14 protein-coding genes are annotated in these 13,013 nt (G+C 68.6%); 5 read left to right on the top strand and 9 right to left on the bottom strand.

Going from position 1 to position 13,013, the window contains the following annotated elements; translation table 11 throughout:
- Window positions 1–175: 175 nt before the first annotated feature.
- Entirely contained in the window at window positions 176–1,165 is a 990-nt protein-coding gene (locus FWJ47_RS01320; protein ID WP_147103140.1) for an aldo/keto reductase, read from the top strand.
- Between the two features lie 37 nt (window positions 1,166–1,202).
- On the opposite strand, the gene FWJ47_RS01315 is transcribed toward FWJ47_RS01320, so the two are convergent.
- Entirely contained in the window at window positions 1,203–2,588 is a 1,386-nt protein-coding gene (locus FWJ47_RS01315) for a YjiH family protein (RefSeq protein ID WP_147103138.1), read from the bottom strand.
- A gap of 131 nt (window positions 2,589–2,719) precedes the next feature.
- Between FWJ47_RS01315 and FWJ47_RS01310 the strand changes: the two genes are divergently transcribed.
- The gene (locus FWJ47_RS01310) at window positions 2,720–3,829 is read left to right on the top strand and encodes a UDP-N-acetylmuramate dehydrogenase (RefSeq protein ID WP_147103136.1); all 1,110 of its coding nucleotides are present in this window, start codon (window positions 2,720–2,722) and stop codon (window positions 3,827–3,829) included.
- A 14-nt stretch (window positions 3,830–3,843) separates the two neighbouring features.
- On the opposite strand, the gene cysK is transcribed toward FWJ47_RS01310, so the two are convergent.
- The 7 genes from cysK to FWJ47_RS01275 all read right to left on the bottom strand — a co-directional run bounded on the left by cysK (window position 3,844) and on the right by FWJ47_RS01275 (window position 10,212).
- Window positions 3,844–4,800, bottom strand: coding sequence for a cysteine synthase A (gene cysK, locus FWJ47_RS01305; RefSeq protein WP_147103134.1), 957 nt, complete (start codon window positions 4,798–4,800; stop codon window positions 3,844–3,846).
- Window positions 4,801–4,809: 9 nt separating this feature from the next.
- The gene (gene asd, locus FWJ47_RS01300) at window positions 4,810–6,009 is read right to left on the bottom strand and encodes an aspartate-semialdehyde dehydrogenase (RefSeq protein ID WP_147103131.1); all 1,200 of its coding nucleotides are present in this window, start codon (window positions 6,007–6,009) and stop codon (window positions 4,810–4,812) included.
- Window positions 6,010–6,054: 45 nt separating this feature from the next.
- A complete protein-coding gene (locus tag FWJ47_RS01295) occupies window positions 6,055–6,600 on the bottom strand; it encodes a dihydrofolate reductase (protein ID WP_147103129.1) in 546 nt (181 codons plus the stop codon).
- Window positions 6,597–7,415: a thymidylate synthase gene (locus FWJ47_RS01290; protein ID WP_147103128.1), complete on the bottom strand. Its 819-nt coding sequence runs from the start codon at window positions 7,413–7,415 to the stop codon at window positions 6,597–6,599. Before FWJ47_RS01290 ends, FWJ47_RS01295 begins: the two co-directional genes overlap by 4 nt.
- A gap of 103 nt (window positions 7,416–7,518) precedes the next feature.
- A complete protein-coding gene (locus FWJ47_RS01285; protein ID WP_342779630.1) occupies window positions 7,519–8,544 on the bottom strand; it encodes an NUDIX hydrolase in 1,026 nt (341 codons plus the stop codon).
- A gap of 2 nt (window positions 8,545–8,546) precedes the next feature.
- Window positions 8,547–9,521, bottom strand: coding sequence for a mycothiol synthase (gene mshD, locus FWJ47_RS01280; protein ID WP_147103126.1), 975 nt, complete (start codon window positions 9,519–9,521; stop codon window positions 8,547–8,549).
- Window positions 9,522–9,543: 22 nt separating this feature from the next.
- Window positions 9,544–10,212 carry a winged helix-turn-helix transcriptional regulator gene (locus FWJ47_RS01275; RefSeq protein WP_147103124.1) on the bottom strand — a complete coding sequence of 223 codons (669 nt, stop codon included), beginning with the start codon at window positions 10,210–10,212 and terminating at the stop codon, window positions 9,544–9,546.
- Between the two features lie 160 nt (window positions 10,213–10,372).
- On the opposite strand from FWJ47_RS01275, the gene FWJ47_RS01270 reads away from it, so the two are divergent.
- From FWJ47_RS01270 to ygfZ, 3 genes are read left to right on the top strand one after another with little or no spacing between them, the layout of a single operon-like run.
- Window positions 10,373–10,633: a hypothetical protein gene (locus tag FWJ47_RS01270; protein ID WP_147103122.1), complete on the top strand. Its 261-nt coding sequence runs from the start codon at window positions 10,373–10,375 to the stop codon at window positions 10,631–10,633.
- A 30-nt stretch (window positions 10,634–10,663) separates the two neighbouring features.
- Complete coding sequence (locus FWJ47_RS12325) at window positions 10,664–10,786, top strand: hypothetical protein (RefSeq protein ID WP_281289228.1); 123 nt, start codon at window positions 10,664–10,666, stop codon at window positions 10,784–10,786.
- Window positions 10,787–10,793: 7 nt separating this feature from the next.
- Window positions 10,794–11,969, top strand: a complete 1,176-nt coding sequence (ygfZ, locus tag FWJ47_RS01265) for a CAF17-like 4Fe-4S cluster assembly/insertion protein YgfZ (RefSeq protein ID WP_211358945.1) — start codon at window positions 10,794–10,796, stop codon at window positions 11,967–11,969.
- Between the two features lie 10 nt (window positions 11,970–11,979).
- On the opposite strand, the gene FWJ47_RS01260 is transcribed toward ygfZ, so the two are convergent.
- Entirely contained in the window at window positions 11,980–13,011 is a 1,032-nt protein-coding gene (locus FWJ47_RS01260) for a 6-phosphofructokinase (protein WP_147103120.1), read from the bottom strand.
- Window positions 13,012–13,013 lie beyond the last annotated feature (2 nt).

The following is a 13,013-nucleotide window of genomic DNA, read 5'->3' as shown; positions in this document are numbered from 1 at the left end:
CAGTGCGCCGTGACATGCGAGCGCCTCATTCCATGGCACAGCTGGAAGCTGGAGCTTCCTTCACCTCCGTGATGGGAAGAATGAGCGGAGCTCTGCCGTTGGTCAGAGGACGACGGTCGCGAGCGACGGGCCGTCCTGCCTGGTAAGGACAGCCGACAAGAAGGGAAGCTTCCCTATGGGCGACATACGCAGCGTGTTGAAGGACAAGATCGGATTCGGGACCGCACCCCTGGGGAACATGTACCGTGCCATACCCGAGGAAGAGGCCCTGGCGACTGTTGAGGCCGCATGGGACCAAGGCATCCGGTACTTTGACACTGCCCCCTTCTACGGTGCTGGTTTGGCTGAGGCTCGCCTGGGAGAGGCGCTGTCGCAGCACCACCGCGACGACTACGCATTGAGCACCAAGGTGGGGCGCCTGATCCTCGATGAGCAGGAGGAGAAGGAGGGCCTGTTCGCGCACGGCCGGCCGAACAGGGTCACCACGGACTACTCCGCCGACGGCACTGCGCGGGCCATCGAACAGAGCCTGGAGCGGCTGAAGACCGACCGGCTGGACTTTGTGTTCGTCCATGACATCTCGCGGGACCACTTCGGGGATGACTGGATCTCAAAGTTCGACGAGGCGCGCACCGGTGCCTTCCGTACTCTTGCGCGCCTTCAGCAGGAGGGCGTCATCGCCGGGTGGGGCTTGGGCGTCAACACGACGGAACCCATAGAGCTGGCCCTGGATATGGACGAGGCCGCCCCGACGATCAGCCTCTCCGCCACCCAGTACACCCTCCTGAACCATGAGCGCGCTCTGCAGCGCATGATGCCCAGCGCTGAGGAGAAGGGCGCTCGGATCGTTGTCGGCGGGCCCTTCAACTCGGGCGCTCTGCTGGGCGGCGACCACTACAACTACGCGGAGATCCCGCCCCGCATCGAACAGCGGGTCACCGAGCTCACGGCGATCGCGGAGCAGCACCGCATCAGCCTGAAAGCTGCCGCGATCCGATTCTCCGCGGCCCACCCCGCGGTGGCTGCGGTCATTCCCGGCTCGAGCCGTCCCGAGCGCATCGCGGAAGACGTCTCGGCGATGAGTGCTGACATTCCGGGGGCGTTCTGGGAGGAGCTGCTTGAGAAGGGGCTCATCTCAGCGGGGGCCCCGCTGCCGCGCTCCTGAGGCCCCTCGCCGGTTCATGTCCTGCCTGCTTGCGCCTCTAGTAGAAGAGGTGCGCCATGCCGACGATGATCGGCAGGGTGATGATGGTGCGGCCCAGGAAGATCATCACCAGGTGGTGGAACTTCACCGGGATCCGGGAGGCCAGCAGCATGCCGCCGGTCTCGGACATGAAGATCAGCTGGCTCACTGAGAGGGCACCGATGATGAAACGGGTCATCTCCGCTTCGATGCCGGCGCCGATGATGGCCGGCAGGAGCATATCCGCGAAGCCGATGAGGACAGTCTCCGACGCGGCCTGGGCCTCCGGGACCTGCATCAGCTCCAGCACTGGGACGAACGGGTACCCCAGCCAGCTGAACAGGGGCGTGTGCTCGGCGATGACGACTGCGATGGTGCCGACCGCCAGGATGATGGGGATCACCGCGAGCCACATCTCCAGGGCGTTCGAGGCGCCGCTGCGGGCCACTTCGCGCACCCGGACCTGGCTTCCCCGCGTCAGGGCACTGTCCCAGGCGCGACGCAGCAGGGGCTGGGACTGCTCCTCGTCGTGCTTCTGGCCGGTCCCCGGGGATACTGCCGCATGGGCCGCGGTGCGCGGGTCAGCGGTGATGCCTTCGGCAAGCTCGTCGGGGAAGCGTGACAACGGGGGGATGCGCGGCATGATGATCGCCGCGGCGAGGCCGGCCGCGATGATCGTGAGGTAGAACGGAGCGAACATATGCTCCAGGCTCAGGTAGCCCAGGATCACCACGATGAACGTCACCGAGACGATGTTGAAGGTGGTGCCCAGCACCGCGGCCTCACGCTTGGTGTAGTGGCCCTGAACGTACTGCTGGTTGGTCATCAGCACGCCGATGGTGCCGTCGCCCAGCCAGGAGGTGAGCCCCACCACCGAGGAGCGTCCCGGCACCTTGAACAGCGGGCGCATCACTGTGGTCAGCAGGGCGCCGGCAAAGTCCAGGAGCCCGAAGCTCAGCAGCAGCGGGAGCAGGAAGCCGGCCAGGGCGAAGACCACGACCAGCAGTGAGGCCAGCTCCAGGATCAGCCCGCCGGTGTCATCGCCCCATATCCATTCCGGGCCGAGCTGGAAGAGGATCGCGACGCCGAACACCAGTCCCAGCACTCGGGTCACCAGCCAGAAGGGGGAGGCCTTGAACAGGGTCCTGCCCCACTCGTTCTCCAGGAGAGCGGGGCGGGCCGCCCTGTAGAGGATGGTGCCGACAGCGGAGACGGCCAGCAGCGCCAGCAGAAGCCAAGGGATCAGCGCTGCCAGCGCATCGCCCACGTTCCCCGCCATCCACGCGATGGGGATGGTCAGCGATCCGGCGCCGTCGGGCACCGGAACCATGAAGATGAAGACGCCCAGGAGGGAGGGCAGGATGAACCAGAGCGCGGCGCTCCTGCTGTTCTGCACGGCGGTCATGGTCCTCAGATCCTTCGTAGGCGCAGCGGCGATGCCCGATCCGTTGCTCAGGCCGGGGTAGATCCTATGCGGAGAACTCGTCAGGCGCGATGTCGGTCCTCGGCGGTTCGTCCGGGATAGGGTCAGTGCCGATGAAGACTTTCGCCCAGAACACGACTGCCCGCGTGGGCGGACCGGCGGGGGAGTGGATCACCGCCTCCTCCGACCAGCTCGTCCTGGCCGTGCTGCGGGAGCACCACCTGCCCAGCGATGAGGACCGCGCCGCCGGCCGTGACACCCTCCTGGTCCTCGGCGGAGGCTCCAACCTTCTCGTCTCCCAGGACGGTTTCGACGGGACCGTCCTGCAGCTGGCTTTCTCAGGCATCAGCGCCGAGCCGGTGGATGAGGACGGCGTCATCGTCACGGTGGCAGCTGGGCACCTGTGGGACGACGTGGTCGCCTGGACGGTGGAGCGTGGTCTGTCCGGCGTGGAGGCCCTCTCCGGGATTCCCGGCGCCACTGGTGCCGTGCCGGTGCAGAATGTGGGCGCCTACGGGGCCGAAGTCTCACAGACCCTCCTGGACATCACCGCTTGGGACCGGCTTGAGGATGAGCGGGTCGTGCTCACCAACGAGGAGCTCGAGTTCGGCTACCGGGACTCCCTGCTGAAGCGGGAGACCATCGCCGGCTCGCCCCGCTACGTGGTGGTCGAGGTCCGCTTCCGGCTGAGCCACGCCCCCGGCCGGGCGCTGTCGGCCCCTGTCCGCTACGCGGAGCTGGCACGTCAGCTGGGCCTGGACATCAGTCTGCCGGAGGAGCAGCGGCGTACGGATCTGCTTGCGGTCCGCCAGAAGGTCCTGGAGCTGCGCGGCTCCAAAGGCATGGTGGTGGATCCCGATGACTATGACACCTGGTCCACCGGCTCCTTCTTCACCAACCCGATCGTCCCGGCGTCCTCGGCTGAGCACATCCCGGCCGAGGCGCCCCGCTTCCCGGCCGGAGACAACGAGGAGGGCGAGCCGCTGGTGAAGCTCTCAGCGGCCTGGCTGATCGACAACGCGGGAGCAGGCAGGGGCTTCGGCGCAGACCTGACGGCTGGAAAGGCCTCCCTGTCCACCAAGCACACGTTGGCGGTCACCAACCGCGGCGGGGCCAGCACGGAGGATCTGCTGACCGTGGCGCGCGCCGCACGCGACAAGGTGAAGGACGCCTTCGGCATCGAGCTGCGCCCCGAACCAGTCCTCATCGGCTGCCAGCTGTGAGCTGAGCCGCCTGTTCAGACCCGTTCCCCGGGGGTGGGGATGTCTCCGGTGTAGAGGCCGGTGGAGAGGTATCGCTCACCGCCGTCGGGGAAGACCGCCACGATCGTCCTGCCCTCGTTCTCGGGGCGCACCGCCAGCTGCTCGGCGGCGTGCAGGGCGGCGCCGGAGGAGATGCCGACCAGCAGGCCCACAGAGTGCGCCAGCTCCCGCGCCACCCGGTATGCCTCAGCCCCGGGGACGTCGAGGATCTCGTCGGCGAGCTCCAGCTCCAGCACCGGCGGGACCCCGTTGCCGCCGATGATTCCCTGGATGAGGTGGGGGCTGAACTCCCCGCCGCGCAGCACCGGCGCCTCGGCAGGCTCCACGGCAACCGCCTGCACCCGAGGGTTCTGTGACTTCAGGTACTCGGCGGCTCCGGTGAAGGTTCCCCCGGTGCCCGTGGTCGCCACCAAGAAGTCCAGCTCGCCGTCGGTGTCGGCCCAGATCTCGGGGCCGGTGGTCTCCCGGTGCACCTTCGGGTTGGCTGGGTTTCCGCCTTGGCCGGACAGGAAGGCGCCGGGCGTCTCCTCCACTATCTGCCCGGCCCGCTGGTTGGCTCCGGCCATGGCGTCCTTGCCGGGGGTCAGCACCACCTCGGCGCCGAGCGCCTCGAGCAGTCCGCGGCGCTCCACCGAGGCGTCGTCGGGCATGGCGATGATCACCTTGTAGCCCAGCGCCGCGCCGATCCAGGCCAGGGCGATCCCTGTGTTGCCGCTGGAGGCCTCCACGACGGTCCCGCCCGGCTTGAGCTTCTCCTCGGCGACGGCTGTCTGCACGATGGACAGGGCTGTGCGGTCCTTCACGCTGGAGGCAGGGCTGAAGTATTCCAGCTTCGCCAGGATCCGCGCCTTGGAGCCGGGGACCGCGGCGGTGACGTCCAGCAGCGGGGTGCCGCCGACGAGCTCAGTGAGGTTCGAGAAGATTCGGCCCATGTGACGCGATCAGAGCTTGCCGATGGAGATCAGCAGCATCCGGCGCAGCGGCTCGGCCGCACCCCACAGGAGCTGGTCGCCCACGGTGAAGGCGCTGATGTACTCAGGGCCCATCTCGAGCTTGCGGATGCGGCCCACCGGGATGGTCAGCTCGCCGGTGGCGGCCACGGGGGTCAGCTGATCCATGGTGGCCTCCTTCTCGTTGGGCACCACCTTCGAGTATTCGGTGCCCTTGTCGATGATGGACTCGATCTCCTCCACGGAGAGGTCCTCGCGCAGCTTCAGGGTCAGTGCCTGTGAGTGCGAGCGCAGAGCACCGATGCGCACGCACAGGGAGTCGAAGGGCACAGCGTCCCCGCGGCGGTCCACGCCGGGAGCGAGGCTGTCGCCGCGGCCGAGGATCTTGTTGGTCTCCACGCCGCCCTTCCATTCCTCCTTGGCGACGCCGTTGCCGAGATCCGCGTCGATCCAGGGGATGAGGGAGCCGGCCAGCGGCACCCCGAAGTTGGAGGCGTCGACGCCGCCGCGCTGAGCCTCAAGCACTCTGCGGTCGATGTCGAGGATGGCGGATGCCGGGTCCTCCAGCTCGGCGCCGACGGTCTCGCTCAGGGCGCCGAACTGGTTCAGCAGCTCACGCATGTGCTTCGCGCCGCCGCCGGATGCCGCCTGATAGGTCATGGCCGTGCCCCACTCGATCAGGTCCTCCTTGAAGAGCCCGCCCAGGCCCATCAGCATGCAGGAGACGGTGCAGTTGCCGCCGACGAACTCTTTGACCCCCGCATCGAGCCCGGCGTCGATCACGTCCCGGTTGATGGGGTCCAGGGTGATGATGCTGGAGTCCTCCATGCGCAGAGTGGAGGCGGCATCGATCCATACGCCGTCCCAGCCGGCCTCCCGCAGCTTGGGGTAGACGGCTTTGGTGTAGTCCCCGCCCTGGGCGGTGACGATGATCGGCAGCTTCGCCAGGGTCTCGATGTCGTGCGCATCCTGGAGGGAAGGGGTCTCCAGCTCGAGGTTCTCGAAGGCCGGCGCCGGGCCGCCCGCGTTGGAGGTGGAGAAGAACACCGGGTTGAAGTGGTCGAAGTCTCCTTCGTCGAGGAACCGCTGGATGAGCACGGAGCCCACCATTCCGCGCCAGCCGACCAGTCCCACAGACGGGGTGCCGGCGGCGACAGCGGACGTGGCGGCAGAAGCAGGCGCAGAAGTCATGCTCTCCACCCTAGCGAATCCGGCTCAGGTGCCACAGGGCACAGGTCACACTCGGCGGTAGGTCTCGAAGCGGTAGGGGGTTCCGGTCTCGGAGATGTCCCAGTTCCCTGCGCCCTGTGCGCTGCCGATCAGCTCCCACCGGCGAGGGTCCAGCTCGGGGGCGTAGGTGTCGCCGTCGACGCGCTCGTTGATCACGGTCACGCTTGCCATGCCCGCGAGGTCCTTCTCCACGGCCTCCGCGTAGACCGCGCCGCCCCCCATGATCCAGATGGTGCTGCGGGCGTCGCTGATGTGCGCCTGAGCGGTCTCCAGCGCCTTCTCCAAGGACGACGCTGTCACCGCGCCCTGCTCAGCCAGCTCGCCGGTGCGCGCGGCGTCACGGGTCACGACGACGTTCACCCGGCCGGGCAGGGGGCGGAACCTCTCCGGCAGCGACTCCCAGGTCCGCCGGCCCATGATCACCGGGCAGCCTGCGGTCACCGTCTTGAAGTAGGCGAGATCCTCCGGCACGCGCCAAGGCATGCCCCCCGCAGCACCGATGACACCGTCCGGGGTCTGGGCCCAGATCAGGCCCACCGCACCGCGGCTCATACGGCGACCGGGGCCTTGATGGTCGGGTGCGGCTCGTAGCCGAGCACCTCGAAGTCCTCATACTCATAGTCGAAGATCGACTCCGGCTTCCGCGCCAGCCGCAGCTGCGGGTACGGGCGGGCCTCGCGGGACAGCTGCTCCCGGACCTGCTCAGAATGGTTGGAGTAGATATGGCAGTCCCCGCCCGACCAGATGAACTCGCCCGGCTCGAGGCCGGTCTGCTGCGCGACCATCAGGGTCAGCAGCGAGTAGCTGGCGATGTTGAACGGGACCCCGAGGAACATGTCCGCGCTGCGCTGATACAGCTGGCAGGACAGTTTTCCGTCCGCCACATAGAACTGGAAGAGGATGTGGCAGGGCGGCAGGGCCATCTGCTCGATCTGTCCCGGATTCCAGGCGCTGACGACGTGGCGGCGGGAGTCCGGGCTGTGGCGGATCTGCTCCACGATCTGACTGATCTGGTCGATGCTGGTGCCGTCCGGGGCCGGCCATGAGCGCCACTGCACCCCGTAGATGGGCCCGAGCTCACCGTCGTCGTCGGCCCACTCGTTCCAAATCCGCACATCCCTCTCGCGCAGCCAGGTGTTGTTGGAGTCCCCGCGCAGGAACCAGAGCAGCTCCAGCGCCACACCCTTGAAGTAGACGCGCTTGGTGGTGATCAGCGGGAAGGACTCGGACAGGTCGAACCGGATCTGACGGCCGAACACGCTGCGGGTCCCCGTGCCGGTGCGGTCCTCCTTCAGCGTGCCGCTGTCCAGCACATCAGCGAGCAGGTCCTCATAGGGGGTTCGGATCGCGGCAGTCACGCCGGCCAGTCTAACGGGCCGCGCGGCGGCGGCTCCTCGGCCTGCCGGTCCGCCTGCGCGGGACGGTCAGGGCCCCACTATGGAGCCTGCGCCCGTCGCTTCGCCCTGAGGCTCAGTCCTCGTACGGTTCGTAGATCTCCACGGAGACGATCTGTCCGCCGCGGTCCACCGCCTGCTGGGCGACGAGGACCGCGCCCGGCTGCAGGTAGGGGTCCGCCTGAGGGATCGCCTCGGCGAGGGAGGGGCTGTCCAGCCAGGTCTCCAGAGTGTTGAGGACCAGGGGGAGGACCGGGCGGTGGGTGCACACCAGGCTGGGGGCGATCAGCTCCAAGGATCTCCGGATCCGGCGAGCAGTCTTGTCGGGGTCCTGGCGGGCGCGCTTCTCGGTGAGCGTCTTGCGGTACTTGATCCGGTGCCGGTGCTTCTTCACATACGGCGCGACAGTCTCCGCGCAGCGCTTCCAGGGCGAGCAGTGCAGGGTGCGGGGCCGCCAGGCGCTCAGCAGCTTCTCCACGGTCTTGGCCTGGCGCTTGCCGGTGGCTGCCAGAGGACGTTCTGACTCCGGCTTGGACCAGGAGGAGCGGGGCTTGGACTTGGCGTGCCGCAGCACCACGAACGGCACAGTGCGCAGCCGGGCCTCCTCGCTGAGGCGCTCCAGCTCCAGGAGAGGATCGACGTCGCCGGGCTGGGTGAGCAGGTCGCGGGCCTGCTCAGGCGTGGCCCAGCGGACCTGGTCGGTCTCCTCGCCGTCGTGCTTGGGCTTGCCGTCGATGATCTCCGCGGCCCAGTACCAGACCTCCTTGGTGCGAGGGCCGTCCTGCCCCGGCACCTCGTAGCGGGTGACCGGCAGCGGGACGCCGAGCCGGATCTTGGTGCCGACCTCCTCTGCGACCTCACGGACCGCGCACTCGGGCAGCGTCTCGCCGTCGTCGAGCTTCCCTTTGGGGAAGGACCAGTCGTCGTACCGGGGGCGATGGATCAGCAGCACCTGCAGCTGGCCCTGGTGGAGCCGCCACACGAGTGCGCCGGCGGCGAGGACCTCCGCCTGGGTGCCGTCGTCTGACAGTGCGGCGCTGCGGCGGCGGGGGACGTGCTGCATGGGATGCTGCGCGGGCTCCAGGGCGTCCGGACGGTTCACAGTCAAAAAGTACCAGTCGGGGCGTACTGCGTGTCGGTCTTGAACACCTCGAAGCCCAGCTTCCTGTACAGCTCGACGGCGGGGGTGTTCGCCGCGTCCACGTAGAGGATGATCTCGCCGAGGCCCTGGGAGGCCATGTGGCCGATTCCGGCGAGGGTCAGCTGCCTGCCGAGGCCGCGGCCCTGAGCCTGCGGTGCGACGCCGACCGCGTACACCTCGCCGACCGGGCCCGGCTTCCCGTCCTGCAGGGGGATCTTCGTCCAGTGGAACCCGAGCAGCGACCCCTCCTCCCAGGCGAGCAGCAGTCCGGCGGGGTCGAACCAGTCCTCAGCCATCCTCGCCTGCAGGTCAGAGAGGGTGAGGCGGCCCTGTTCGGGGTGGTCGGCGAATGCTCCGGCGTTGACCTCCAGCCACGCCTCCTCGTCATGCTCGGGGGAGAACCTGCCGAGGCGGACTCCCTCGGGCAGCTCCGGCTCAGGGAGGCTGGCCGGGTCGGTGTGCCGCATCACCCAGAGCTCACGCACCGGCTCCCAGCCGAACCGGGCTGCGAGCTTGGGGGCGGCGGGGTGGCCGCCGTGGGCCCAGGCCAGCCGGGTGCGGCCCTCTGCGGGGGCGAGGGCGCCTGCAGCGAGCTGCTGCATCAGGCGGGTGCCGACTCGGCGGCCGCGGCAGTCGGGACGGACCACCAGCTCCAGGGTCGATTCGGCGTCCCCGCCTTCTGCGGCCGCGTGCACGACGAGGCCGGCTCCCTCCATCTCCAGCCGTCCCGAATCCTCAGCGGACCAGGCGCCGATCACTGTCGCCGAAGGGCGGCGGCCGTCTGCGCCGGCACGGATCTGCACTTTGGACGCGTCGTTGAACGGCTCCGCGCCGTCGGCGTCCCGGGCGGCGTCGGCCAGGCGAGTGAGCTGTTCGGCGAGGTCGGCGCTGAGGGCTGCCGGAAGGATCTGGAGCTCGGGTGAGGGGTGGTCGCTCATAGTCCCCAGGGTAGTGCGACGCTCAGGCGTCGTCGGCCTCGCCGTCCACCAGCAGCCGGTAGCCGACGTTGCGCACTGTGCCGATGAGCGATTCGTGCTCCGGCCCCAGCTTGGAGCGCAGGCGCCGGATGTGCACGTCCACGGTGCGTGTGCCGCCGAAGTAGTCGTACCCCCACACCTCGTGAAGCAGCCGGTCGCGGGTGAACACCTGGCCCGGGTGCAGCGCGAGGTGCTTGAGCAGCTCGAACTCCTTATAGGTGAGGTTGAGCAGCTTGCCGTGGATGGTGGCCATATAGGTGGTCTCGTCGATGACGATGGCGCCGGCGCGGATCTCCCCGGCGGGAGCCTCCTCCTGCGTCTCCACAGCCGCCATGCGGATGCGGGCGTCCACTTCGCCCGGGCTCGCGCCGGTGAGGATGAAGTCGTCGGCCTGCCAGGACTCGTTCAGCGTCGGCAGCGCGGCCTCGTTGACGATGACGATGACCGGGGAGAGCATCGAGGACCTGACCAGTTGGCAGAGGGAGCGCGCGTGGCTGAGATTGTTCCGGGCATCCACCAGTGTGATGTCCACCGTGGGCGCCCGAACGATGGAGGAGGCCTCCGACGGGAACGGACGGGTCCGGTGGTTCAGCAGCTCCAGAGAGGGCAGAGCGTCCTCGGGGGAGTCGGAGAGCAGGAGCACCTGCGCCATCGGCCTTCCCTCCACTCATCAAGACAACTGCGGCTGGCCAGCGACACTACACGGACGGCAGGCCCAGGGCATTCCAATTTCCGCCATGCGAAAATTGTCCGGAATGATTCGACCTTGAGTATAACCATGGCGTGATCCGGGTCTCTGGCAGGATGGGACTGTGACCCGGATATCCCTGATCATTGCCGCCTGCGCCGCAGCGCTCGCCGTCATCCTCGCCGTGCTCTTCGGCGCACGCCCTGCGATGGCCGCCGCTGCGGTGCTGGCCGCCGGCTTCATGATCGCCGTCGCAGCCCAGGTTCTCTGGGGTGCTGGTCCGCACCGGCTGCAGCGCACGTTCGCGGTGGTCTCCGGCCTGGCGGCGGGCTCTCTGGCCGCAGGGGCCGGCGCCTACGTCATCGACAGTCTTCTGCTCGCCTGAGCAGGAGTGTGACCCGGTACACTGACCGCTATGACTGACGCACAGATCATTGCACTTGAGGTGTTCTTCATCGGCCTGATCGCGCTGGCCGGCCTGGTGATCGGATACATCGCCTACCTTGTGCTCTCCCGCCTGTACAAGGGTCAGCGCTGAGCCCGCTGTGACTGCACCGTCACCTCTGCTGAACCGCCATGGTGCGGTGGCCGCATCCGGGCCCGACGAAGGCGTCGCAGCCCATTACGGCAGCCCCGTGCCCGAGCAGCGAGCGCTGGAGGCCGGCCGTGCCGTGGTGGACCTGTCCCACTATGCGGTGGTGACGGTCTCCGGGCCCGACCGGCTGTCCTGGCTGACCACCCTGAGCTCCCAGCAGGTCGCCGGCCTGAAGCCGGGAGAGTCCTCCGAGCTGCTGCTGCTGGACATCTCCGGCCGCATCGAGCAGGCACCCGCCATCACCGACGACGGCGAGACTGCCTGGCTCATCACCGAGGCGTCCCACGGCGCCGCGCTGGCCGAGTGGCTGGACTCGATGAAGTTCACGCTGCGGGTGGAGATCGCTGACCGCACCGCCGAGTATGCGGTGCTCGGCTCCGCAGCGCCGCTGCCGGAAAGCGTCGAGTCCCCGGCGGCGTGGACCGATCCGTGGCCGCAGCTGGCCCCCGGTGCCGAGAGCTACTCGGCTGTGGCCGAGGAGGAGCACCCAGGCGCCGACTGGGCCTGGCACCTTACGGTGGTGCCCCGCCGCCAGGTGGAGGAGGCCATCGCCTCCCTGGAGGCCGCCGGCACCAGTCTGGCAGGCATGTGGGCCTATGAGGCGCTGCGGATCGCTGCTTGGCGTCCCCGGCTTGCCCAGGACGTGGACGCCAAGGCGATCCCGCACGAATTGGACCTGATTCGCACTGCCGTTCATCTGAGCAAGGGGTGCTACAAGGGGCAGGAGACCATCGCCCGAGTGCATAACCTGGGGCACCCGCCTCGTCGCCTCGTGTTCCTGCACCTCGACGGCTCCGAGCACACGCTTCCCGCCCCCGGGGCTGAGGTGCTGGCGCCGAAGGACCCCGGCGATCGTGATTCCCTCGCCAAGGAGCGCTCTGTGGGCGTGGTCACCTCAGCGGCCCGCCACCATGAGGCCGGTCCGATTGCGCTGGCCCTGGTGAAGCGGAAGGTGGACACGGAGGCGCAGCTGGTGGTCCGCCATCGGCCCCCGCAGGAGGAAGGCTCGGAGGAGCCGCCGGAGCCGGCCTTCTACGCCGCGGGACAGGAGCTCATCGTCCGGCCGGACGCGGGCCAGGCCGTCGGCAGGCCCCAGGGCGATTTCCTGAGGGGCAGGCCCCGCTGATCCGCCGGCCTCAGCGGCCGAAGAGGATCTTGGCCTCCTCGTAGCGTTCGAGAGGGACTTCCTTGAGCCCGTCGAGGGCCTCCTCCAGGTCCACCTTGACGATCTCAGTGCCGCGCAGCGAGGCCATGTGCCCCCACGCCTTCTCATGGACGAGGTCCAGCGCCTTCATGCCGAACCGGGTGGCGAGCACCCGGTCATACCCGGTGGGGTTCCCGCCGCGCTGGATGTGGCCGAGCGTGGTGTTGCGGGTCTCGATGCCGGTACGCTCCTCGATCTGGGCCGTCACCCATTCGCCGATGCCGCCCAGGCGGGGCCGTCCGGAGTCCTCCACCCCCTTGCCGGCCAGCGCCTCCTCAGCACCTTCGGGGATGAACCCCTCGGCGACGACGACCAGGGGGGACCGGCCGCGGGAGTGGACCTGTTCGGTCCATTCGCAGATCTGGTCCATGCTGACCCGCTGCTCGGGGATCAGGATGGCGTGGGCACCGGCGGCCATCCCGGAGTGCAGGGCGATCCAGCCGACGTGCCGTCCCATCACCTCGGCGACCATGGAGCGGTGGTGGGACTCGCCGGTGGTGCGCAGCCGGTCCATCGCGTCGGTGGCGATGCTGATCGCAGTGTCGAACCCGAAGGTGTAGTCAGTCGCCTTCAGGTCGTTGTCGATGGTCTTGGGCACACCGACGACGGGGATGCCGTCGTCGGCCATCCGCTTGGCGCCTGCCAAGGTGCCCTCGCCGCCGATGGCGATGACGGCGTCGACGTCGTGCTCCTTCATCGTCTCGGCGATGTTCTCGGCCCCGCCCTGGGGGTGGTTGTACGGGTGGGTGCGGGAGGTGCCGAGGATGGTGCCCCCGTTGCGGGAGATGCCGCGGACGTCGTTCCTGGTCAGGGGGAAGTAGTCGGCCTCGATGAGGCCTCTCCAGCCTCCCCGGAACCCGAGGAACTCGTCCTCGAAGCTCTTCTCCCCGTGGAGCACTGCGGCACGGATGACGGCGTTCAGGCCGGGGCAGTCGCCTCCGGAGGTCAGCAGTCCGATGCGCATAG

The sequence above is a fragment of the Nesterenkonia populi genome, assembly GCF_007994735.1.
In the GTDB taxonomy this organism is placed as follows: Bacteria; Actinomycetota; Actinomycetes; order Actinomycetales; family Micrococcaceae; genus Nesterenkonia; species Nesterenkonia populi.
Note: the sequence above shows the minus strand (reverse complement) of the source record. Positions and strands in the feature narration are given on the sequence as shown.